The following is a 23,718-nucleotide window of genomic DNA, read 5'->3' on the forward strand; positions in this document are numbered from 1 at the left end:
TGAAACAGACCGTTCGACTGTTTCAGCGTTTGAACTTCTGGGCTTTTAATATGATGACAATCAGGCGTTTGACAAACGCGCGTCCACATATTCCCAATTGACAATGCCATCGACCACAGCGGCAACGTATTCTTTGCGGCGGTTGCGATAGTCAACGTAATAAGCGTGTTCCCAGACATCGACGCCCAAAAGAGGGAACATGTCGTGCACCAGCGGGTTCTCACCATTCGGTGTCGAAAGGACAACCAGTTTTCCCGACGTGTCGACAGCCAGCCAACCCCAGCCGGACCCGAATTGTTTACTGGATACGTTGATGAACTGCTCGCGGAAGGCTTCGAAACTGCCGAAGTCACCTTCGATCTTCTTCTTCAGAGCTCCGGGTACTCCGGTGCCGCCGGGAACCAGCATTTTCCAGAACTCCGAGTGGTTCCAATGCTGACCGGCATTGTTCAAAACAGTCTGGTACTTGCCACGATCCGCTGCTGCAGTCTTGATGATGCTTTCAAGAGATTGACCTTCAAGGCTTGTCCCCGGGATCAGTTTGTTCAGGTTGCGCGCATAACCAGCAGCGTGTTTGCTGTGGTGCAACTCCATGGTTTCTGCACCAATAACAGGCTCCAGAGCGTAGTAGCTGTAGTCAAGGGACGGCAGCGAATAGGCTTCACCAGCGCTTACCGATTTTGCCAAGGCAGGCGTTGCTGCAACAAGCAAGCCCGAGCCAGCGGACGCAAGAAAACCACGACGAGAGAGAGTCATTTTTCATTCCTTTCCATTGTCTGTCGATGGACCCGACAGATGACCCTAAAACACCTACGCGGGGGTTTTATTCGGAAAAGTGGATGTACAAATCGCCGCAGTGCCCGACGTCAAACAGGGTCGCATTTAGAAAGGACATTCGTTCGGATCTACCTGTCTGATTATTCCAACTCGACAATATCTTTGCAGACTTGAGTCAGAAATTCGGTTGTGGTTTGCACATACGGATAAGGCGCGATGTCACTATGGGTTAGTATCCATAAATCCAATGATTGTGTCAGAAAGCCTGGCAGGGCCTCGATCAGATCCGAATGACCCGCCGCCATGAATTTAGGCAGCGCGGCAAATCCCAACCCACTTCTCACGGCCATCAGTTGGGCATTCACATTGTCTGTTCTGGCAGCAACATTGCACTTACCAGTGATTTTACGAAACTCGGTTTCCTGTACAGTTTGACTTAGCGCACCCGTGGCCACGATGACGTTGTGACCCAGAAATTCCTCTAGTGACCTGATCGGTTCCAAATCGCACAAATATTCTCGCGATGCGTATATGCCGAATTTTACAACACCCAACTTCTCGCTGTTGACACGGTACGCTTCGGGTTCACCCAACCGCACGGCAATATCAGCCTCGCGGTTATGCAAGTTGGTTTTTTTGTTCGACAACAGAAGGTCGATCTTGATGTGCGGGTTCAGCGAATGGAATTCAATGAGTTTAGGCGCCAGCACCGAGGCCCCGAACCCCTCTGGTGCGGTGACGGAAACACGGCTGCCCTTAAAGCCAAGATGACCACGGGCCGCCTCACCCATATGGCAAAGCTCAGTTTCGATCCGTTGCGCGATTTGCAGGATATCATCACCGATGGGAGTTAGCGTAACACCGCTGGACCCGCGATCGAACAATGGCAAAGAAAGCGACTTTTCCAGCTCACGTAACTTACGCCCCACTGTGGCCGGGCTTTCCGAAAGTTGCGTCGAGGCCGTAGCGATGCTGCCCGAGCGCGCAACACACACCAGAAACCGCAACAAATCCCAATCCTGGACAGGAATTTTCTGGAAAGCATCTGATAGCTGGCCGTTGTCGCTCATGGGGTCATACCTTTGGTCATTCCCTATTTTTTCACATTTCCACAGGAAAAAAACCGTCTTCAACTTTACTTGTGACTTCGTGAGGGGAAAAAATTATTCTTTTGAAAGCAGTGAGTTAATAAATAGTTCAGGATCACAACCCAATTGATGATCCCCCCTTCATTTTTGAACAGTTGAGACGGTTTCTTCCAAGCGCAGGTTACCCGGCGTGAGCGCAACAGCGTTTACTTATTAGCTTGGAGTGCAAAATGAACCCCGAAGAAATAATGAACCCGATTATCGAAGGCGACGATAACGACAATCAACTGATGGGAACACCCGAAGACGATATTATCAACGGTCTGGGTGGTGATGATCAGATTGAAGGTCTCGGCGGCAACGATACGCTGATCGGCGGTCTTGGCAATGACATGCTGGACGGCGGCGAAGGTATCGACACTGCAGCCTTTAATGATATCGACGTCCCAGTCGAAGTTGATCTGCCCGCAGGTGAAGCAACACGCGAGACCGGTTTCTCGGTCACGGTCGATGAAGCACCTTTCGTAAACTTTGCCGATCCCGAAGACAGCCTGGTTGACGAAGCGCTGGCCGGAAACCTGTACTATAACATCCACACCGCCGACTTCCCAGCTGGTGAGATCCGTGGTCAGTTGCTGGTCGACGAAAACAACCTGGATCAGGATGGCAACGGTACGCTGACTCTGACCGTGGTACTGGATGCGGCGCAAGAACCTGGCCCGCTGTCCGACTCTCTGGCAACCGGCACGGCGACTGTCACAGTAACCGTCGTTGACGGCGTTGCGACCTACTCGTCGGAACTGTCGGTAACTGGTCTGGCCGTATCTGACCTGCTGACTCCGATCCCAGGCGTCGTATCTGCCATCCACCTGCACAATGCTCCCGCTGGCCAGAACGGTCCGGTCGTGCGTGACACGCTGGTTGATGCCGGCGCCGAGCTGGCAAGCGCAGAAGAAGTTTCGGAAAACCCGTCGGGCGTTCTGTCTGTTGAAGACGTAACCGATGCCGTGACCGAAACCGACACTCTGACCAGCATCGAAAACATCATCGGTTCCGACGATCCTGACAACCTGATCGGTGACGAGAATGACAACGTTCTGACCGGTGGTCTGGGCGACGACATTCTGGATGGTGGCGAAGGCATAGACACTGCTGCGTTTAACGACATCGACGTTCCTGTCAGTGTTGACCTGCTTGAAGGAACAGCAACACGCGAAACCGGCTTCTCGGTCTCGATTGAAGACGCACCTTTCGTGAACTTTGCTGATCCGAACGACAGCCTGGTTGACGAAGCGCTTGCCGAAGAACTGTACTACAACATCCACACCGAGGACTTCCCCGGTGGTGAGATCCGTGGTCAGTTGCTGGTTGCTCAAAACAACCTGGATGAAGACGGCAACGGTACAGTCGTTCTGACCGCGCGGTTGGACGCAGCACAAGAACCCGGCCCGTTGTCGGATTCCGAAGCAACCGGACTGGCGACCGTGACCGTCACTGTTGTTGACGGCGTGGCAACCTACTCGTCCGAACTGTCGGTAACTGGCCTGGCCGTATCCGACCTGCTGACCCCGATCCCAGGCGTGGTTTCCGCGATCCACCTGCACAACGCACCTGCCGGTCAGAATGGCCCGGTTGTGCGTGACTCGCTGGTTGACGCAGGTGGCTTCCTGGCAAGCGCCGACGAGGTCTCCTTTAACCCCTCGGGTGTGACCAACATCGAAGAAGTGACCGAAGCGGTCTCTGAAACGGATACCCTGACCAGCATAGAAAACGTCATCGGTTCGAATGATGGTGACGAGATCATTGGCGACGACAATGACAACGTTCTTGATGGTCTGGACGGTGACGACATCCTGCGGGGTGGTGCCGGAAACGACACTCTGAACGGTGGACTTGGCGATGACCTTCTGGACGGCGGCGCAGGAAACGACATCCTGAACGGCGGCGAAGGTGACGACACCCTGCTGGGTGGCGGCGGAACCGACGTCATCGACGGCGGCGAAGGCTTCGACACCAACGACTTCTCCAACATCAACCTGGGTGCCGAAGATCCGACGATCGCAGGTGTTCGTGTCACGTTGGCAGCAGATGGCAGCGGTACGGCCGAATACAACGGCGGTGGTGGAAATGGCCCTCTGATCCAGGAAACCTTCACCAACATCGAGAACATCACCGGTTCGTCCAACGATGACGAGATTGTTGCGACAGGTGCTGCACCGAACACGATCGACGGTGGTGCGGGTGATGACTTCATCGCTGGCGGCGGCGGTCTGGATGATCTGAGCGGTGGTGAAGGTATCGACACCAACAGCTTCCAGGGTATCGGAGCCGAAGTGATTGCAGACCTGGCAACAGGAAGCGCATCTTACGCGCCGAATGAAAACGTCACGATCTTCGAAAACTTCGACGGGTTCGAAAACCTGGATGGGTCTGCCAATGACGACCAGCTGTTTGGTGACAGTGGCGCCAACACCCTGACCGGCAACGACGGCAACGACCTTTTGGTTGGCCGTGGTGGCAACGACATCCTGGAAGGCGGCGAAGGCAATGACGTCCTGCAAGGCGGCGGCGGTAACGACATCACCGATGGTGGTGAAGGTATCGACACTGCAGATTTCCAGGACATCGGATCTTCGGTCACAGCCAACCTGGCGAACGGTACTGCAACCTACGCAGCACCCAACGGCAATGCGGTTGCGGACCAGCTGATCAGCATCGAAAACCTGACAGGCTCTGAAAATGACGACTTCCTGACTGGTGACGATGGTGACAACCTGTTGGCAGGCGCTGCTGGTGACGACGTCATCAATGGTGGTGCAGGCAACGATGTCATCCGTGGTGACGCGGTTGGTGACGGCGAAGCGATTACCGTTACGGTAACCAACACTCTGGGCGAAGGCGGAACCTTCCTGACCCCCGTGTGGTTCGGTTTCCACAATGGCGAGAGCTTTGACCTGTTTACCGAAGGTGAAGCGGCCAGCCAGGGTCTGGAACGTCTGGCAGAAGATGGCAGCGTCGAAGGCATTGCGGCTGAATTCAACCAGCAGGTTGGTGACAACGGTGTGGATGCGACCATTCTGGGTGGCCTCGGTGCGCCGGGACCGATTGATCCGGGTGAAACGGCCAGCTTCACGCTGAACGTCAACACGGCTCAGGTTGGGCAGGGCTTCTTTACCTGGGCAACCATGGTTATCCCGTCAAACGACGCCTTCCTGGCCGTGCCGGATGACGCCTTGGCTGATCCGATCTTCGACGAAGAGGGCAACTTCCTGGGGCCGCTTGTCATTGAACGCTTCGGCAACGACGTTCTGGACGCTGGCACCGAGGTCAACAATGAAGAAGGCGCCGCCTTCCTCAACCAGACCGCGCGTGATCAGGGTATCGTCGAGAACGATGTCGTGGGTCAGCACCCGGGCTTCAACGGCTCGGAAGGCAACCCCGATGGCGAGCCTGTCAACATTCTGGGTGGCACAACTGCTGCCAATACGATTGTTGACCCGATCGAAGGTGACTTCACCCGCAACAACGGCCAAGAGCAGCTGCTGCGCATCGTAATCGACATTGCCGAAGGTGGCGATGACGAACTGTTCGGTGGCGCAGGTGACGACATCATAGACGGTGGTCGTGGCGACGACATCCTGGATGGCGGTGCCGACAACGACACCCTGATCGGTGGGTCCGGTCGCGACACGTTCACGTTCCGTCGCGGAACGGGCTTCGACGTCGTGGCTGACTTCTCGACCAGTGTTGAAGACGGTGACTTCCTGGACGTGTCGGACTTCGGTGTCACGCAGCTCGAAGAGCTCAACATCACGGCCGATGGTGAAAACACCATTATCGACCTTGGCAATGGTGATCAGGTCACGCTCGAAGGGGTTGCCCCGAACGAGCTGGTCGCTGAGAACTTTGTCTTCGCCGAAGAAGTGGTTGTTGCACCCACCAACGGAGACGACGATCTGGTTGGCGGCGTCGGTGACGACGAAATCGAAGCCGGTAACGGTGACGATGTTGTCGAAGCCGGTGCAGGCAACGATGTTGTCGACGGTGGCAATGGCGATGACGATCTGGACGGCGAAGCCGGAAACGATCAGCTTATCGGCAGCAACGGTGACGACGATCTGGTCGGTGGTCTGGGTGACGACAACCTGGATGGCGGCAACGGTGATGACCTTCTGGAAGGCGGCGATGGCGCCGACATTCTGGACGGTGGTCGCGGTGACGACATCCTGGACGGTGGTCTGGGCAACGACATGATCGAAGGCGGCCGCGGCAACGACATCATTGATGGCGGTGCGGGCGACGACGAGATCTGCGGCGGTACCGGTGATGACATCATCAACGGCGGCACCGGCAACGACCGTCTGGAAGGCAACCGCGGTGCGGATACCTTCGTCTTCGAAGCCGGACTGGGTGACGATGTCATTGCTGACTTCGAAGCCTTTGCCAACGGCGACACTCTGGACCTGACCTCGGCAGCGTTCGATCTCGATGAATTCGCGGATCTGGCTGCGGTTGCGTCGCAGGACGGTGATGACGTTGTCATCGACCTGGGTGCCGAAGGCAGCATCACGCTGCTTGGCGTCCAGCTGGCCGATCTGAACGAAGACAACGTTCTGGTCTAACCCAAACTCGGCGGCGGCCTAGACGGTCGCCGCCGTTCCATTCCTTTATGTCAGAAAGAGGGCCACCATGTCCCATAGTCCCCTCAAACGTACCGAGCTTGAGCAAGCGTTTCGTGCTGCTCGCCCGGGCCTTTTTGCCACCGGCGCCATCAGTATGGTGATCAACCTGACGATGCTGACCGGTCCTTTGTTTATGATCTTGGTCTACGACCGGGCACTGCCCAGCCAAAGCTACCAGACCCTGTTCGGTCTGAGCGTGCTGATGTTGGGGCTGTATCTTGTGTTCGGCGTGTTGTCCCTGGTCCGGTCGCGTATCCTGATCCGCATCGGCAACCGGCTGGGCAACACTCTGGAGAAGCGCGTTTTCCAGGCGCAGATCGAGCGGTCAGTCAAAGAAGGTGGTGCCAAAGGGCGCGATGCCGTAGGTGACCTTGGTACGTTGCGTGATTTCATGGGCGGTTCGACCCCGGCCGTTATATTCGACGCGCCGTGGACACCGATCTACCTTGGATTTGCCTATCTTCTGCATCCCTGGCTGGGCTATGCCGGTTTGGCTGGCGTCGCGTTCCTGCTGGTTGTCGCCATGGTGAACAACGTTCTGACTCAGCGCGGTGTTGCACGGGCAAATCAATTCCTTACCCGCAGCAACCGCGTGCTGAATGACGTGTCACGTAACCATGAAGTGGCACATGCCATGCGGATGCGCGATGATCTTTATGACCACTGGAACGGCCTGAACGGCCAGGCTCAAGTCAAACAAAGCCAGATCAGCGACATGGCGGCAACCTTGTCTTCGATCTCTCGTACTGTTCGTCTGGTCCTTCAGTCCGCAGTTCTGGGTCTGGGTGCGTATCTGGCGATTTCGGGCTATCTAAGTGCCGGTTCGATCATTGCCGCATCCGTTCTGGTCGGTCGCGCATTGGCCCCGGCCGAACAAGCGATCGGGAGCTGGCGTCAATATGTGCTGGCCACTGCCGCGCGCAAGCGACTGAATTCTCTTCTCGAGGATTACCCGCCGTCCCAGCCTTCGGTTCAATTGCCTCAACCCCGCGGTGTTCTGGAACTGAAAAACGTCTTTGCTACAACCCCTGACGGTGCGTCTACCGTGTTGCGGAACGTATCGCTTGCGCTGGACCCGGGTGAAGTTCTGGCCGTCATCGGCCCCAGCGGATCAGGTAAGTCCACCCTCGCTCGCGTGATTGTCGGTACTTTGGAACCGAACCGAGGCAGCGTGCGGCTGGACGGCGCGGACATGAGCTATTGGAACGCGCTTCAACTGCGGGACTCGGTCGGTTACATGCCTCAAACTGTGGAACTGTTTGATGGAACGGTACGCGAGAATATCGCCCGTTTTCAGGCAGACGCATCTGACGAAGATGTCGTTGCAGCAGCGCAGGCGGCCAACGCTCACGACCTGATCCTGAAACTGCCCAATGCGTATGACACACCACTGGGTGAAAGCGGCAGCGCATTGTCCGGAGGCGAGCGTCAGCGGATCGGATTGGCCCGGGTTCTGTATAAGAACCCATCGCTGATCGTGCTGGATGAGCCGAATTCCAATTTGGACGCGGCAGGTTCTGCGGCCTTGGCCATGACAATCGATCGCCTCAAAAGTGAGGGCCGTACCGTTGTCATGATTGCTCATCGTTTGGGCGCCCTGAATCAGGCTGACAAGGTACTTGTCATGGATAACGGCATGGTTTCGGCCTACGGCCCGCGGGATGAAATCCTTCGGACATACTCCGAAAACCGCAACAAGAAATCAACCGAAAGCGCCGAGAATGCGGCTCCAAAACGTGAGGGCAAGACCAATGCGTAACGCAAAGACAGCTCCGGCAGACAAGATCGGCAACTGGGTTCTTTTGGGTGTGGCAACCATGAGCCTGATGTTGGGCGGATTGGGCTACTGGTCGATGGCAACCCGGATCGACGGCGCCATTGTAGCCCCCGGCATGGTCGCGCTGGAGACAGATCGCCAAACGGTGCAGCATCTGGAAGGTGGGATCATCTACGAAATCCACGTGTCAGAAGACGATGCAGTCCAGCAAGGTCAGGTTCTTGTCAGCCTCGATACTACGCGAGAACAGGCGGAACTGAATGCGCTCAGCAGCCAGATCGCGTCCCTGACTGTTCGCAAGGCGCGTTTGCAGGCCGAGTTGAACGCGCAGGATTTCATGTCTTCCGCTGCAGAATTCGCCCAAACCGCAGACTACCAGGAGATTTTTGAAAGCGAAGCACAGCTGTTCGAAAGCCGCTCGATGGCTAAGCACGCGAACATAGCCCAGCTGGAAACTCAAAAAGAGGCCCTTTTGGCGCAGGTCGCGGGTTTGCGCAGCCAGATTAAGTCTCAAGAAGCCAACAAATCGCTGACCCAGGAAGAACTCGAGACTGTTTCGGTTTTGAACGAAAAAGGCCTGGCGAACGTAACTCGTCTGCTTCAGGTCCGCAGGGCGGCATTGGATATCGAGGCCAGCCTGTCCACGAACACGGCTCAGATCGACAGTGTCATGGCACAGATAGCCGAGGTGGAAAGTGCTTTGGTCAGTAACGCAGCAACCTCGCGAGAAGAAGTGTCGACTGAAATGTCCGATGTCTCGCAGCGGTTGCGTGAAGCGTTGGAGCGTAAAACAACGGCTGAGGATCGTATTGCCCGCAGCCAGATTCTTGCTCCGCTGGATGGCCGGGTTCTCAACCTTGGTTTTCACACAAAAGGTGGGGTTGTCGCTCCGGGTCAGGCGCTTATGGATATTGTACCTGTGGCCGAGCAGCCCATCCTGATGGCCAACATTCCCGTAACAGAAATTGACCGCGTCGTGCCAGGTCAAGAAGCCCGCGTTCGGCTGACCGCCTTCAACTTCAACCAAACTCCGGAATTAAATGGATCGGTAAAGTGGGTCTCGGCTGATACGCTTTCGGATCCCGCGACGGGCGCGGTCTACTACAGCGCTGAAGTGGAAATTCAGGAAGACGAGTTTTCCAAGATTCAAAACAAGGATCTGGTTCCCGGCATGCCCGTTGAAGTACTGGTTTCAACCGGAGAACGCCTAGTCATCTCATACCTGTCACGGCCCATTCGTGACGCTATGACCAAGACATTCCGCGACGAATAAAAGCCCTGCCCCGCCCGTTTGTGGCGGGGCATGTTTACAGGCCAAAACAATGCGTATTTCACTAGAGGCTCTTGAGTCCTTTGCGATCTTGTGTCGGGTTAAATCCTATTCAAAAACCGCAAAAGAATTAGGGCGGTCCCAGCCAGCAATAAGCAATAGAATACGCTCGCTGGAAGCGTTGGTCGGGTTTGACCTGTTCGAAAACGGTGACGCCAGCTTAACCCTGACAGACAACGGTCGCGAATTGTTGGATTGCAGCCAAGAGATCCTCCGAAATGTCCATCGCATTCGCCGTATCTGCGATCCAGCGCGTATTCAGCCGGTTCAAATTTCCTTCGTGTCGACCGTCGAATCTTTCTTGAACCCTTACAAGATATTCAACTCAGGAACAGATGGCAGCCTGTCGTCCTTGTTTATCGAATTGCTGAATTCCGAAGACATCGAAGGCAAAATCAGGAATTTGAAGGGAAACATCGCGTATACGGTGATTCAGGAGGACAATGCACCGCTTCTCAAGAAGAGCTGGCCGTTTACCATGCGGTGGATTTCAAACAAGGATTTTTCACTGAAAGAAAATATGAAGGGCTTTCAACTGCCGATAGTCGAGCTTTCGGATAACGCAAGATTTTCCAAGGTGTTTTATTCTAAACTCGAATCTTTGGGTGTTGAGTATAAGCCAGTGTTTCGGGCAGAAGGGATCAGTACATATTTGAATGCCATTTCGGCCGGTGTCGGGATCGGATGTATTGGTGACTTATTTGTGGTTCATAAAATGAAGCCACGAAACCTGAGCTTTCTGGACGCGCAGATCGGAAATCTCGGGACATTTTACTTGAGCAGATTCAACGATGACGGCCTGTCCGCCGACGCGTTAAGAGCAGTGGGCATTTTCGACAAAGCTGTAAGCAACCAAAAATCCATACGAGATGAGTACTATTCGACGGCTTAAATGGCGCAAGTATCACGGGTTCCCGACACAATCCTGGTTTCACCGAACGGCGAAACCGACGGCAGGCAGAATTCATTTCGACTTGATCGCTGGCTCTGTTGCTATCTGACAGATCGAGCGTAACTCTCGTGCCGCGTGTTCGCAAAAGTCAGGTGCGGCAGACTGCGGCGTTCCAATCCTAAAATGTGCGTTCCCGAAATAGGTTGTCGTGAACACGGTGCTCTCTTACTTGAACCAAGGTGCTTTATATCAGGACTGGGAAAAGAGCGCTCCTCAGATCGCTCTTTTCATCGCGCCGATTTCTGACTCGAGATACGTTCAGCCTAACGGAAGTAACACATCCGTATCCTAAGTCGTTAAGGCAGACCCCGAGCCAGCTTGTCCAAAAAGTTCATCCCTATTACCAGGAATTATAGGATAGATATTTGCCGGACATCTCGACCTTGACGCGATCGCCTTTTTCATTCGGCACGCGCGTCACCTGCATGTCGAAATCAATTGCCGACATGATGCCAGTTCCGAATTTTTCTTCGATCAACGCTTTCAGTGTTGGGCCATAAACGCCGACTATTTCGTAAAAGCGATAGATGCACGGATCAGTTGGCACGCTTTGTTCCCAGACCTTGGTTGGCGGCTCAGTCAAAACGCTGGCGGCCTCTTGCGGCAGGGCCATAAGCGCGACCAACGCATCGGCCTTGTCGGCGGGGAAGGCGTTCATGCCCATGCAGGCAGAATGGGTCCAGACCGGCGACATGTCGATTTTCTCAGCGATACCTTCCCAGGTCAGCCCAGCCTGCTTCTTGGCCGACAGGATCATCATGGTGACATCTTCTTTGGTCATCATAGTGGGGATTTCGATTGTGTCTTTCATTGGGTTTCCTCCTGTTTGGAATGTCTGTTCCTGGCGCTTTCAATCATTGACCGCGCGCAGTTGCGGATTGCTCTGGTCCTCGGTCTTTTCGGTCAGGTCGATAGTCACCGTTTCGGGTCGCTGCGCGGAGCCGTCACTGGCCTGACCGGCCAATTCCTTGGAACGTTGTCCGAGGAACTGAACCAGATGGTTGCGGATCGCATAATAGTTGGGGTGATCGACAATCTCAGTCCGAGTACGAGGCCGGGGAATGGTGATCTCAACTGACTCCGCCACCCGAGCGAAGGGGCCATTGGTCATCAGCAGGATGCGGTCAGCCAGCAGGATTGCCTCATCTATGTCATGAGTGATCATGAACACGGTCTGCTCGGTCTCGCTCCAGACCTTCAGCAATTCGTCCTGAATGGTGCCGCGGGTCAGCGCATCCAGCGCGCCGAATGGCTCATCCAACAACAGCAGCTTGGGCTGATTTGCAAAGGCCCGCGCGATCGACACGCGCTGACGCATCCCACCCGAAAGCTGACTGGGTTTACGATGAACCACATCGCCTTCAAGTCCGACCTTGGCCAGAAAAACACGGGCGTGTTCCTCGACCTTGGCAGCAGGCCAGTCGGGATAGCGCGCCTTCACGCCAAAAGTCACGTTTTTCAACGCCGACAACCATGGCAGCAGAGAGTAGTTCTGGAACACCACGCCGCGATCCAGCGAGGGGCCCGACACCTCGAACCCATCCATCTTGACCACGCCCGAGCTGGGTTCGGCCAGCCCGGCAAGGATGTTCATGATCGTAGACTTGCCGCAGCCGGAATGGCCCAGAATACAGACGAACTCTCCTTTTTCGATGCCAAAGCTGGCGTTTTCGAACACGGTCAGGGTGCCCCCCTGACCGTCGGGGAATTGCTGGGTCAGCAATTCAATACTGAGAAACGGTTGGCTCATTTGAAACGCTCCTTACTCGGCATAGGCCACAGCGCGCTGCAGGTAGGCAAAGGCCGAATCCAGTAGCATGCCAACGACGCCGATCATGAGGATGGAAAAGATCACCGAAGTGAGGTCGAGATTGTTCCACTCGTTCCACACATAGTAGCCAATGCCGGTTCCCCCCACGAGCATCTCGGCCGCGACGATCACCAGCCATGCAATGCCAATGGATATGCGCATCCCGGTGATGATCGTGGGCGCAGCTGCGGGCAGGATGACGGTAAAGGCAGTGCGAAATGGCCCAAGTTCGTGCGTGCGTGCGACATTGACCCAGTCCTGACGGACCCCGGCCACACCAAAGGCGGTGTTGATCAGCATCGGCCAGATCGAGCAGATGAAGATCACGAAAATTGCGCTTGCCTCACTGTCCTGAATGATGAACAGCGCCAAGGGCATCCAAGCCAGCGGCGAGATAGGCCGCAACACCTGAATGAACGGGTTGAATGCCTTGTAGGCGACCTGACTCATCCCGATCAGGAACCCTAGGGGGATCGCCACGAGTGCAGCCATCAGGTAGCCGGTCAACACGCGATAGATCGAATAGCCGATCTGAATGCCGATCCCCTTGTCGTTTGGACCTGCGTCATAGAACGGGTTCGACAGCTGTTCCCACGCCTTGGCGATAACTTGACTCGGGGGCGGTACACCCGCCTTGGGGGCACCGCCGCCAGTCAGCCGCTCGTATTCCGTGAGCTCTCCGGCGGCTTTTTGAGCAGGGATGGCGGCCTCCCAAATCAAAATGCCGACCACCAGCATCACCATCGACAGCAGCGCCGCGCGCTGGTTCAGGGTTAGATTGTCCAACATTTACGAGGCTTTCCCGATTGCAAAGCTTTTGACATAGCCTTCAGGGTCTTTCGGATCGAAGGTCTTGCCCATGATGGTGTGGGATTTGTAGGTCACGTCCGGCGCGTCGTACCCCAGATCGGTCATGATCTTCTTGGCATCGGCAGCCAGATAGACTTGCTCGGCCACGCCCTGATAGTCGACCTCGCCCTCAATGTACCCCCAGCGTTTCATCTGGGTCAGGATCCACACACCCATCGAATGCCAGGGGAACGGGTCAAAGTCGATCCGGTCAGGGACTTTCTGAACTTCACCCAACCCGTCCGCATAGGTGCCGGTCAGAACCTGCTCGATCACCGGGACCGGCTGATTGAGATAGTTGGTCGGCGCGATGGCTTCCGAGATGTCCTTGCGGTTATCCGGGTTCGACGCGAACTGAGTGGCGTCGATGATCGACTTGAGCAAGGCGCCATAGGTGTTGGGCAATTCGGTGGCAAAGCTTTGCGGCGCGGCAAAGGCGCAGCACGGGTGACCTTCCCAGATGTCCTTGGTCAGAGTGTGGATGAAACCAATCCCTTCCCAAACAGCGCGCTGGTTGAACGGGTCGGGCGAGAGATAGCCGTCGAGGTTCCCTGCGCGCAGGTTGGCAACCATCTCTGGCGGCGGCACCACGCGGATTTGGATATCGACATCGGGGTCCAGCCCGAACTCGGCCACGTAATAGCGCAGCAGGAAGTTGTGCATCGAGTATTCGAACGGCACACCGAAGGTGAACCCCTTCCACTGGGCCGGGTCGCGCTTGTCCAGATGCTCGTTCGACAGCACGATGGCCTGCCCATTAATGTTTTCAACGGCGGGCATGATGTAAGGCGTCGCGACCGATCCCGCGCCCATGGTCATCGCCAGCGGCATCGGGGTCAGCATGTGACTGGCGTCATATTCGCCTGACAGGGACTTATCACGCGCCACGGCCCAGCCAGCCGTCTTGATAACCTGCGCGTTCAGACCGTAGCGTTCGTAGAATCCCATCGGCTGCGCCATGATGATCGGTGTCGCGCAGGTGATAGGGACAAACCCAATATTCAGGTCGGTCTTTTCGGGTGTTCCCAGATTGTCCAGAATGGCTGCTTTGGCCTGATCCAGCGGAAAGACCGAAGCCAGCGCCGCAGCCGCCGTACCGCCCCCCAACATTCCCATAAATGACCGGCGATTGATGTCACTTTGACCAAAGATCGACCGCACAATTGCACTTTCGACCACACGCTCGGTGATCTGCTCAGCAGACATGAGTTCGGGTTCGGCGTGATCTTTGTCATGTCCGTGACCGGATAGGCATCCATCGCAGCCACAATCCGCGCCATGGCGCAAATCGGTCTTTTCTGAGAACGGGTTTCCGAGGCTCTTGATCGTCATGATTTTCCCCTGTTTCGCTAGATTTGCGGCCATGGTGGCAGGGGTTCCGATCGCGAAACAGAGGGCGCTCAAAATTTGTGCGCCCTGAAAAATATATATTTGTCAGTTGGTTAATATGGCTTCCCCAAGATGAAAATTACGAGATTTCGTAAATTACGAAATCTCGTATTCTCGGACCGCACTGCGGCATTACTTTGGTAGCATGACGCTCGATTTGCTTTCCTCCGATTCCCTGCTGCAAGCCTTGCCCGAAGCAGCTTTGGTTCTGGACACGTCGGCTGACCGAATTGTCGACTGGAATCGTCACGCCACCGATTTGCTGGGCGGCACAGTTCCGCTGCCATTTTCCTACTACTTGGGCGATGCGCTGCCTCAGTTTATCGTCTTCATGGAAGAGGTCGACCACCGGACCGAGGGCTGGACACGCGATGTGCCGCTGACAACAGCGTTTAAGGAGCCATTGCGCTGCGAATTGCGCGCCCGAATGATGCCAGGAAAACCGGGTTGGGTGATGATGACGATTTCCAATTTGGACATGCTGGATCGCAGGGCCGAACAAGCGGCCACGGCAGAGACCTTTCGAGGCGGCCTTGTCGAATGGCAGCGCACCCAAGGCTTCTTTGCCGAACTTGAACGTCAGAACCAACTTATCCTGAACGCTGCCGGTGAAGGGATCTATGGTGTCAATGCCGAGGGCAAAACCACATTCGTCAATCGCGCCGCGCAGGAAATGTTGGGATGGACGACCGAAGACCTGCTGGGAAAAGACATCCATTCCATGATTCACCATCACCACCTGAACGGTGAAATCTATCCCGCACGACAGTGTCCGATTTACCGTTCGTTCCGGTTTGAACAAGTGCACCGCATCGAGGACGAGGTGTTCTGGCGCAAGGACGGCAAGCCAATCCGGGTCGAATATGTTTCGACCCCTATTTATGATCAACAAGTTTTGGCGGGGGCTGTGGTCATCTTTCGTGACATTACTGAACGAAAAGAAAACGAACGAAAGCTGCGCGAAGCGTTAGACGAGGTTGCCGCCCTGCGCGACCGGCTGGAACAAGAGAACGCGTATCTGCAAGAAGCCATCACGTCAGAGCGTGCCCATCACGACATCATCGGAATATCTCCAGCGATCCGGCAAATCGTGACTCGCATTGATCTGGTAGCCGGAACAGACGCAACCGTTTTGATCTCGGGCGAAACGGGAACCGGCAAATCTTTAGTCGCGACCGAAATTCACAAGGCCAGCGCACGCGCCCGACGTCCGCTGATCCATTTCAAGTGCAGCTCTGTCGCGCCGGAGCAGGTCGAAGCGGAACTGTTCGGCCAAGTTCGCGGCGCCCCCAACGGGGCCACTCGGGACAAGCCCGGCAAGCTGGAGCTGGCCCATGGCGGGACCCTGTTTTTAGACGATGTCGAGGAACTACCACTCGAAATACAGGGAAAATTCCTGGCAGCGCTGCAAAATGGAAAAGTTCAGCGTCTAGGCGACACCCGGGAAAAGCCCATCGATATCCGGGTTATCGCCGCGACGGCATTGACTGAAGCACAGGCGCGTCGCGCGGACCGCATCCGCGAAGACCTATTTCTGTTTCTCAGTGTTTTTCCAATCACCTGCCCACCACTGCGCGACCGTCCCGAGGATATCGCTCCACTATCGCTGCACTTGTTGAAAATTGCCTGCCGAAGACTGAACCGCCCGGTCCCGAAACTGACCGAACACGGTGTGCAAAAACTGTTAGGCTATAACTGGCCAGGAAATGTAAGGGAGCTCCACAACGTGATGGAGCGTGCCGCCATCGTATCGCAGGATGCAAAAATGGTGATCGAACTTGCCGGCCAGACCTTCGAAACCGCGTCGAACCCCACTGTACGTACCGAAGCGCAGATGCAGGACCTGATCCGCGAAAATTTAGTTTCTGCACTACGCGAAACTCGTGGTCAGGTTTCCGGAGCAAACGGAGCAGCCGCACTTTTGGGAATGAAGCCAACTACTCTGACTTCGCGCTTAAAAACCATGAGTATTACAGACAACGAATGGGAGTAACTAACTAGGGTCAGGACGGCGTTGCCAGCTTTTTTGCGCGTGATTGAGAGGGGTGGGGCCGGTTCCTGCCAGACGTTCATTTCGGCAATATAACCTCCCAGAGGCCGAAAGCTTCGGTTCTGGCGTGACGGAATGAGACGATGGAGAGTTGATAGCGGCGAGGTCGAAAAACGGTGTTGAACTGGTCGTGGGTGGCAAGAAACCTTGGCGCCTGTTTTGGCGACTTGAAGCGCCCCCTGAGCTTTTCACACTTTCGAGTGGGTCTGTGTGATCCTTCGATCCGGTTGTCCAACCCTTTGTGTGCTCGGTGAGCCGCGCCCGGTGTAAGATCGCGGATCGGCTTGAAATAACTTCGCAACTTGTCCCCAGTCTGAGCTACCGGTACGCCCGGGAAGCAGGATCAGTCCAGCGCATAGGCCGGGTCGGTCAGCAGTTTGTTCTTCTGAATCTTGCCGGTTGCGGCCTGCGGCAAAGCCGCGACAATCCCAATCCGCGAGGGCACCTTGTAGGCCGCCATACGGTCGCGCACCCAGGCGCGCAGTTCCTGTTCGGTCACAGGCGCGCGGGCGACGACAAAGGCCAGAACCTCTTCGTTGCGGTCCACTTTGCGCCCCACCACCGCGCTGAGCGTGACGGCGGGATGGGCGGTCAGCACCGCCTCGACCTCGGGTGGGTAGACGTTGAACCCCGAACGGATGATCAGCTCTTTTGACCGTCCCGCGATATGCAACGCCCCATCGGCATCCTGCCGCGCCAGATCGCCCGACCGCAGGAACCCATCCGCCGTCATCGCCTGTTCGGTGGCTTTGGGATTGCGGAAATAACCCTTCATCACGTTTGGGCCGCGCAGCTGCAATTCGCCAACTCCCTGATCGTCGGGTGCATGAATGCGGACCTCGACCCCCGGAACAGGCAGACCGATGGAACTGTCGTTGCGCACATAATCCAGTCGGGTCGCGGCAACGCCGGGCGAGGCTTCGGTCAGCCCATAGCCATTGTGCAGCGGCTGGCCGAACAGGGCCTCGACCTCATGCTTGAGGCTCAGGTCCAGCGGCGCACCTCCGGCATAGATAAAGCGCAGCCTGTTGGGGGTAATCCGGGCCGGATCATGCCCCAGCTCAGCCATCAGGGCGGCGAAAATCTGTGGCACAGCGGGCAGGATGGTCACACCCGACCGGATCGCATCCAACACCGGCGCGACTTCAAACCGCGGCATTGCAATCAGGCCAGAGCCCTTGGCCAGTGCCGCCAGAAAGACCGAGGTCAGACCAAAGATATGGGTTCCGGGCACCACCGCCAGCGTCACGTCCTGCGGCGTGATCCGCCGCATATCGCCCGAGACCTGAGACATGAAACACAGGTTGCCATGGGTCAGCATCACGCCCTTGGGTTCACCCACCGTGCCGCTGGTATAAATCAGAACCGCCGTCTGATCCGAACCCGCCTGAACCGTCTCGATCTGCACGTCGCGCAGAGGCGACAACATGAACGCGCCGCAATCCAGCGTGGCCACCTGAGTGGCCCCCATTCGCCGGGCATGGCCCGCCGAGGCCGGAGAGGCTTCGGGTGCGAACACCGTGCACCGTGCCTCGGACAGGTCGATCAGGCGATCAACCTCGGCCGCGGTCAGCCGCGCGTTGACCAGAACTGTCCAGGCGTCCAGCCGGCTCAGCGCCATAACGGCGACCAGAAAGGTCACGCTGTTTTCGGCCAGCACGAGGACCCGATCGCCGCCCCGCACGCCATGCCGGGTCAAACCCGCAGCGGCGTCCTTGATCATCGCCTGCAACGCGCCATAGGTAAACACAGTGCCGTCATGATCGACAATCGCAACCGCGTCCGGTGCGCCGTTCAACAGGATGTCATGAATGCGCTTCACGAGGCTTTCCTTTTTGCCGCAATGTTCCGTGCAGGTTATTCAGCCTTTGCACGTTCCGCCATGCTAAAACCCAACTCTTGCAGGACCGCTTCGGTATGTTCGCCCAGGGCCGGAGCCTGCGTGATCGGACGCGGCACATGGTTGGAGAACTTTGCCGCACCACACGCCTGACGGACGGGGCCAAGACCTTGCTGATCGACCACTTCGACCACCTCATTGTGCAACACCTGAGGATCGTCGAACAGCTGATGTCGGCGCAACACGGGCGCGCAGGGCACATCATGCCATTCGAGCGAGGCAAGCAGTTCGGCCGTCGCACAGGTCGAAACGACCTCTTCGATCAGTTCCAGCCGTTCCTGACGGTTGATTTCGCGCTGGCTGGGGGTGGCAAATCGTGGGTCTTTGATCAGGTCAGGGCGGTCCATCGCCTTGCACAGACCCACCCATTCCTTGCCCGAGATTGCCCCGACCGTGACAAAGCCGTCCGAGGTGGGAAAGATCATGTCATGGGGCGTGTTGGAAGCATCCTCTTCCTTGCCGACAACGGCCACGGGCGCCATGCCGTCAACCAGTTGAAATTCGTGTCGCATCCAGCATCGAGACTTCCACATGCTGCCCCTGCCCCGTCACCGACCGGCTGTAAAGCGCGGCCGAAACAGCCTGAGCGGCATAGACGGCGGTGATCTTGTCCACCACGACTGAACGGATCATCTTGGGCCGACCGGTCAAAGGATCAGATTGCATATCGGCCAGCCCCGACAGGGCCTGCACCACCGGATCATAGACCCGCTTTTTGTAGTCCCAGCGCAACCGACCGCTTACCCCGATTGCACGATACAAAGGCCGGGGTGAACCCCGCCACCTTGCCCCGGGCGCGCATGATGTCGCCTGTGGGGGGTTCCCCCTTGATCACATCCGCCCCCTGATCGCCAAGGATACCGGTTGAACACGGCCCCGAGATCACAGCGGTCACGTCGACAATCTTGATACCGGCAAAGGGGCCGGTCTTCTGCATCTCATCGGTCATGTGTGGTTCGCTTTCATAGCTGCCTGAAAGGCGGGTCTGCCTGTCAGTCTTTGGAAATAGTCGTCGAATTCGGCCGGACGCTTGACCCCCATGCGATCGGCAAACCGCAGGCAGGTGACAAGCAAGATATCGGCCAGAGTGAATGTCTCACCCAGCAGATAAGGCGCGCCGGTCATGACCTGTCGCGCGGCTTTCTGCGCCATCCGCAGGAAATATGCGCGCGCCACATCGACTGCGACCGGGGCCTGACCGTAGATCTCGTGCCGATCCTGATGGCGGCGGATCGTCCCCTTGCCGCGCGGCACCCTGCGAGAGGCGGCCTCGCGCATGGTCAGGAAACCGCCGAAACAGGCCAGTTCCCAAATTTTGCGGAACATGGTGGATTTGGTTTCCAGAAACGGAAAGGGCGAGTTCGATCCGGCATTGTAAAGTGCCACCTCGATCGGGCCCATCTCGGCCTCGACCTTGTCGAAAAAGCCCACAACCTGATCTTCGTCTCGCGCATCCAGCGAAAAGGCGTGCAACTCATGCCCTTCGGCGGCCAGCTCGGCCACCAGCGCGGCGGATTTCTCTGCATCCCGTCGCGCGATGACCACGCGATACCCGGCCCGGGCAAACCGGCGCGCAAACGCCGCCCCGATCCCGTCCCCCGCCCCGATTGCCAAGGCGACCGGCTTTTGATTTTCCGCTGAAGGCATCGCCTTCCTCCCTCCGTCAGTCCTGTCTTGAACTTGACTATAGTTAAATTCAAAATCAGGTAGTAACGCCCAAATTCATATTCTTACTATTCACATGTGAATGCTGGATGCGCGTGCTCAGGCAACCGCACCCAGATGCGACAACGCGCCAAGGGCTTCGGCCTCAAGCCGGTCAACGATGGCTGCAAAAGGCTCGACCCGGTCGACAAATCCCAACGCATGGCCCGCCGACAAAATCCCACGCGACACGTCCCCCGTTTCATAGGCCTTCCGACCGATCTTGCCCGCGACATGTTCCATCAGGCCGCCGATACCGATGTCGGGATTGTCACGCTCCAGCTGCGACACGATGGCGGTGGTTTCGTTACGCAGACTGCGCACGGTGTTGCGCACCGATTGCATGGTCAGGGCCGTATCCAGTTCGGACGCGTCGATCAGCGCCTGCTTGTAACCGGGATGGGCCTGCAACTCTTCGGCCACCAGAAAACGCGTGCCCATGACCACACCCGAGGCGCCCATCGCCAGCGCCGCAGTTACCTGTTTGCCGTGGCCGAACCCACCGCCCACCAGCCACGGGATCGTCAGGCGTTCGCCCGCCAGACCGGCATTGACCATGCTGCCGACCATATCCAGGCCCGGATGCCCGCCGCATTCCGCCCCCACGATCGAGACCATGTCGACGCCCACCTGTTCCGCCTTAACCGCATAGCGCAGCGACGGCACCTTGTGCAGGGTGACAATCCCCGCATCCTTGAGGATCGGCATGAATGCCTCGGGGCTGCGCCCGGATGTTTCGACAAACCGCACGCCTTCGTCGGCGATCAGGCGAAAGATGTCTTCGGTCTTTTCACCTGGCACCAGCTTCGGGATCATCGAAACGTTGACCCCAAACGGCACGCCTTCGCACATGTCGCGGCATCGGCGGATCTCCGAGCGCAGATCGCCGGTCTCGGGGAACGAGGCGGCTGTGATGAACGAGAGGATCCCCGCCTTGCCCGCCGCAGAGACATAGTCGGCATTGGCCAGCCATTGCAGGCCACCGGCGACCACGGGCAGTCTGGTGCCGTAGGTGCGGGTCACTGGGGTATCAAACATTTTTGGTCGGGTGGCAGTCTGGGCCAATTTCAATCTCCTTCGCGGAAAATCGGGGCTTTTTTGTTCAGAAACGCGGTGATGCCGGTCAGGGCCTCATCCCCGCCAAGAGCCTGCGCCATGGCGTCCCGCTCGCGTGTCAGGTGGCTTTCGAAATCCGAGGACTCGGCGGCATTCAGCAACTGCTTGATCTCGGCCAGTGCCTGCGGGGGAAACTGATACAAGCGATCGGCCAGCGCGCAGGCGCGCGCCAGCGCTTCGCCCGCGGGGGTGGTTTCGGTGATCACGCCCAGATCCAGCAGTCGGCTGGCCCCGAGCGGCTCGGCCATCATCGCCATACGCGCCAGCGTGGCACGGGGCAGAGCCCGGCTGAGCGCATAGGTGACGGCCCCGTCGGGCACCAGCCCGGCGCGAACATAAGCCAGTGTGAACTTCGCCTGCTCGGCCGCCACGATCATGTCGCAGGCCATTGCAATGGAAACACCCGCCCCCGCTGCGCCGCCTTCAACCGCGGCGACAACGGGCTTTGGACTGGTGCGCAGGCTGCGAATAACATCGCCTAGCTTGTCGATCTTGTCCTGCCGTTGTTCATAGGTCAGGGCGCGACGTTCCTGCAGCGCGTTCAGGTCACCCCCGGCGCAAAAGAAATCACCCTCACCGGCCAGAACGATTGCCGCGACGCCATCATCAGCGGCGGCCTCCTGCACCCCGGAAATCACCCCGTCATAATAGTCAGGCGTCAGCGCGTTGCGCATAGCGGCGTTGCAGTTCCAGATGATCAGCGCATGGCCCCGCCGCTCGGTTTTGACATTATCAGTCATTTGCCTCCTCCGGCCCGCTGGTCGGGCAATAGTTTGAACACACCGGTCGAAGTCGCAATCAGCGCGTCCGCCTCGTCGCGCAATTCGCAATCGACGAACTTGGTCTTACGGCCGCCACCCGTCACCCGCCCCACAGCGCGCAACCGCCCCGAGGCCACTGCGGACACGTAGTTGATCGTCAGCGTCATGGTCAGAGCAGGCATCACCGAGTCTGGGTTTTCCGACAGGCTGGCCGTTAACCCTCCAACCGTGTCCAGCATCGTTGCCGTTATGCCCCCATGAATGGACCCGCGTGGGTTCCGGTGCAGATCACCCATCTCCAACACGCAAAAGGCCTGTTGGGTTTCGCGGCTAAACCCTACTGAATACCCCAGCGTTTGCGCCAGTTTCAGCGGCCAGCGTTTCAATTCGGTATCCGCCATGATTGTTCCGCTCCGAACGCGGTGAACCGCATCAGGTGATGGTCCACGTCGCCGAACTGATGGTCGATCATGGTCAGCCGACGCGCATAGTGTGACAGAGCATATTCGTCCGTCATCCCGATCCCGCCATGCATCTGAATGCACTCTTCCGCGACCAGGGCTGCCACCCGTCCCACCAGGTTCTTGGAGGCGCTGACATGGCGTTCCCGCTCGGGGCGGGGCCCGTCCAGATGACCGGCAGCCAGAATGACGCCCGAGCGGACCTGCTCGATCTCGATCAGCATATCGGCCATTCGGCGCTGGAGGGCCTGAAACTTGCCAATCGGAACACCGAATTGCTTGCGCTCTTTCAGATAGGCAACCGTCAGATCGCGGGCAGCCTCCATTGCACCAAGCGCCTCGGCGCTCAGCGCGGTCAGGGCGCGGGCCACCGCAGCCTCGATAACCTCAATACCTGCACCTGCCTGCCCCAGGCGCGCGGCGGAGTCCAGACGCACCTGCTGCAGCGTCACGGTCGCGCCCAAGGTGCCGTCCAGATTAGGGTGATCGACCACTGTCAGACGCTCAGCGTCAATCGGGACCAGAAACAGGGATATCCCGGCCTCGTCCCGGACATCGCCGCTTTCGCGGGCGCTGACGATCAGATGTCCGGCCTGCGCGCCAAACAGCACATTGGTCTTGGTCCCGGTCAGCACCCGTTCGTCGCCCTGCGCCTGCGCGGTGGTCGCGACATGGTTCAGGTCATAGCGCGCGTCCGTCTCACCATGGGCCAGAGCGATGATCTGCTCGCCCGTGATGATCTCTGCCACCAGGTCGTCACGGCCCATCCCCGCCAATATGCTGCCCGACAGAAGGGCGGACAGCATCGGCTCGATCACACCTGCGCGGCCCAGTTCCTCGAACACCACGGACAGGTCAAACCCGTGGCCCCCAAAACCGCCCTGCTCTTCAGTGAACAAGGCCCCCAGAACGCCCAGTTCGGCCAGTGCGCTGAAAACCGTTTCATCATAGGCCCGCTCCAAGGCGATCACCGCGCGACGATGGTCGTGCGTATAGCTGTCCCCCAGAAACCGCTGCAGCGTGTCGCGCAGCATGACCCGTTCTTCGGTATGATTGAAATCCATCTGACGGG

The 23,718-nt window shown here is 57.6% G+C and carries 20 protein-coding genes and 1 pseudogene; 5 read left to right on the forward strand and 16 right to left on the reverse strand.

Going from position 1 to position 23,718, the window contains the following annotated elements; translation table 11 throughout:
- Positions 1 to 60: 60 nt before the first annotated feature.
- Positions 61 to 756, reverse strand: coding sequence for a superoxide dismutase (locus tag AC2TAD_RS20725; RefSeq protein WP_480482311.1), 696 nt, complete (start codon positions 754 to 756; stop codon positions 61 to 63).
- Between the two features lie 161 nt (positions 757 to 917).
- A complete protein-coding gene (locus AC2TAD_RS20730; protein WP_480870140.1) occupies positions 918 to 1,847 on the reverse strand; it encodes a LysR family transcriptional regulator in 930 nt (309 codons plus the stop codon).
- Positions 1,848 to 2,095: 248 nt separating this feature from the next.
- Between AC2TAD_RS20730 and AC2TAD_RS20735 the strand changes: the two genes are divergently transcribed.
- From AC2TAD_RS20735 to AC2TAD_RS20750, 4 genes are all read left to right on the forward strand, one after another.
- Positions 2,096 to 6,487, forward strand: coding sequence for a CHRD domain-containing protein (locus AC2TAD_RS20735; protein ID WP_480870143.1), 4,392 nt, complete (start codon positions 2,096 to 2,098; stop codon positions 6,485 to 6,487).
- Between the two features lie 67 nt (positions 6,488 to 6,554).
- Complete coding sequence (locus tag AC2TAD_RS20740) at positions 6,555 to 8,306, forward strand: type I secretion system permease/ATPase (RefSeq protein WP_480870145.1); 1,752 nt, start codon at positions 6,555 to 6,557, stop codon at positions 8,304 to 8,306.
- Entirely contained in the window at positions 8,299 to 9,597 is a 1,299-nt protein-coding gene (locus AC2TAD_RS20745) for an HlyD family type I secretion periplasmic adaptor subunit (protein WP_480870148.1), read from the forward strand. The genes AC2TAD_RS20740 and AC2TAD_RS20745 overlap by 8 nt, the downstream gene beginning before the upstream one ends.
- 49 nt (positions 9,598 to 9,646) lie before the next feature.
- Entirely contained in the window at positions 9,647 to 10,546 is a 900-nt protein-coding gene (locus AC2TAD_RS20750) for a LysR family transcriptional regulator (RefSeq protein ID WP_480870151.1), read from the forward strand.
- Between the two features lie 400 nt (positions 10,547 to 10,946).
- Here the strand turns inward: AC2TAD_RS20750 and cynS are convergent, their stop codons facing one another.
- From cynS to AC2TAD_RS20770, 4 genes are read right to left on the reverse strand one after another with little or no spacing between them, the layout of a single operon-like run.
- Positions 10,947 to 11,417, reverse strand: a complete 471-nt coding sequence (cynS, locus tag AC2TAD_RS20755) for a cyanase (protein ID WP_234899485.1) — start codon at positions 11,415 to 11,417, stop codon at positions 10,947 to 10,949.
- Between the two features lie 39 nt (positions 11,418 to 11,456).
- Positions 11,457 to 12,356, reverse strand: coding sequence for an ABC transporter ATP-binding protein (locus AC2TAD_RS20760; protein WP_480870155.1), 900 nt, complete (start codon positions 12,354 to 12,356; stop codon positions 11,457 to 11,459).
- 12 nt (positions 12,357 to 12,368) lie between these two features.
- Positions 12,369 to 13,205: a nitrate ABC transporter permease gene (gene ntrB / locus AC2TAD_RS20765; protein WP_480870157.1), complete on the reverse strand. Its 837-nt coding sequence runs from the start codon at positions 13,203 to 13,205 to the stop codon at positions 12,369 to 12,371.
- Positions 13,206 to 14,597 carry a CmpA/NrtA family ABC transporter substrate-binding protein gene (locus AC2TAD_RS20770; RefSeq protein ID WP_480870160.1) on the reverse strand — a complete coding sequence of 464 codons (1,392 nt, stop codon included), beginning with the start codon at positions 14,595 to 14,597 and terminating at the stop codon, positions 13,206 to 13,208.
- A gap of 214 nt (positions 14,598 to 14,811) precedes the next feature.
- On the opposite strand from AC2TAD_RS20770, the gene AC2TAD_RS20775 reads away from it, so the two are divergent.
- Complete coding sequence (locus AC2TAD_RS20775) at positions 14,812 to 16,647, forward strand: sigma 54-interacting transcriptional regulator (protein WP_480870163.1); 1,836 nt, start codon at positions 14,812 to 14,814, stop codon at positions 16,645 to 16,647.
- 71 nt (positions 16,648 to 16,718) lie between these two features.
- Here the strand turns inward: AC2TAD_RS20775 and AC2TAD_RS20780 are convergent.
- The 10 genes and pseudogenes from AC2TAD_RS20780 to AC2TAD_RS20825 form a co-directional block, all read right to left on the reverse strand.
- Positions 16,719 to 17,014, reverse strand: a pseudogene (locus AC2TAD_RS20780) (DDE-type integrase/transposase/recombinase); the annotation flags it as partial.
- A 33-nt stretch (positions 17,015 to 17,047) separates the two neighbouring features.
- Entirely contained in the window at positions 17,048 to 18,526 is a 1,479-nt protein-coding gene (locus tag AC2TAD_RS20785; RefSeq protein WP_480870165.1) for a class I adenylate-forming enzyme family protein, read from the reverse strand.
- 35 nt (positions 18,527 to 18,561) lie between these two features.
- Positions 18,562 to 19,116 carry a CoA transferase gene (locus tag AC2TAD_RS20790; protein WP_480870168.1) on the reverse strand — a complete coding sequence of 185 codons (555 nt, stop codon included), beginning with the start codon at positions 19,114 to 19,116 and terminating at the stop codon, positions 18,562 to 18,564.
- Positions 19,091 to 19,336 (reverse strand): CoA transferase, encoded by a 246-nt coding sequence (locus AC2TAD_RS20795; RefSeq protein WP_480870171.1) that lies wholly within the window; start codon positions 19,334 to 19,336, stop codon positions 19,091 to 19,093. Before AC2TAD_RS20795 ends, AC2TAD_RS20790 begins: the two co-directional genes overlap by 26 nt.
- On the reverse strand, positions 19,305 to 19,553 hold the full coding sequence (locus tag AC2TAD_RS20800; RefSeq protein ID WP_480870174.1) for a CoA transferase: 249 nt from the start codon (positions 19,551 to 19,553) through the stop codon (positions 19,305 to 19,307). Before AC2TAD_RS20800 ends, AC2TAD_RS20795 begins: the two co-directional genes overlap by 32 nt.
- The gene (locus AC2TAD_RS20805; RefSeq protein ID WP_480870176.1) at positions 19,550 to 20,251 is read right to left on the reverse strand and encodes an SDR family NAD(P)-dependent oxidoreductase; all 702 of its coding nucleotides are present in this window, start codon (positions 20,249 to 20,251) and stop codon (positions 19,550 to 19,552) included. Before AC2TAD_RS20805 ends, AC2TAD_RS20800 begins: the two co-directional genes overlap by 4 nt.
- 117 nt (positions 20,252 to 20,368) lie before the next feature.
- Complete coding sequence (locus AC2TAD_RS20810) at positions 20,369 to 21,373, reverse strand: NAD(P)H-dependent flavin oxidoreductase (RefSeq protein WP_480870179.1); 1,005 nt, start codon at positions 21,371 to 21,373, stop codon at positions 20,369 to 20,371.
- A 2-nt stretch (positions 21,374 to 21,375) separates the two neighbouring features.
- Entirely contained in the window at positions 21,376 to 22,164 is a 789-nt protein-coding gene (locus AC2TAD_RS20815; RefSeq protein ID WP_480870182.1) for an oxepin-CoA hydrolase, alternative type, read from the reverse strand.
- Positions 22,161 to 22,586: a PaaI family thioesterase gene (locus AC2TAD_RS20820; protein WP_480870185.1), complete on the reverse strand. Its 426-nt coding sequence runs from the start codon at positions 22,584 to 22,586 to the stop codon at positions 22,161 to 22,163. Before AC2TAD_RS20820 ends, AC2TAD_RS20815 begins: the two co-directional genes overlap by 4 nt.
- Complete coding sequence (locus tag AC2TAD_RS20825) at positions 22,568 to 23,710, reverse strand: acyl-CoA dehydrogenase family protein (protein WP_480870188.1); 1,143 nt, start codon at positions 23,708 to 23,710, stop codon at positions 22,568 to 22,570. Before AC2TAD_RS20825 ends, AC2TAD_RS20820 begins: the two co-directional genes overlap by 19 nt.
- Positions 23,711 to 23,718 lie beyond the last annotated feature (8 nt).

The sequence above is a fragment of the Ruegeria sp. HKCCD7628 genome (genome assembly GCF_057221005.1).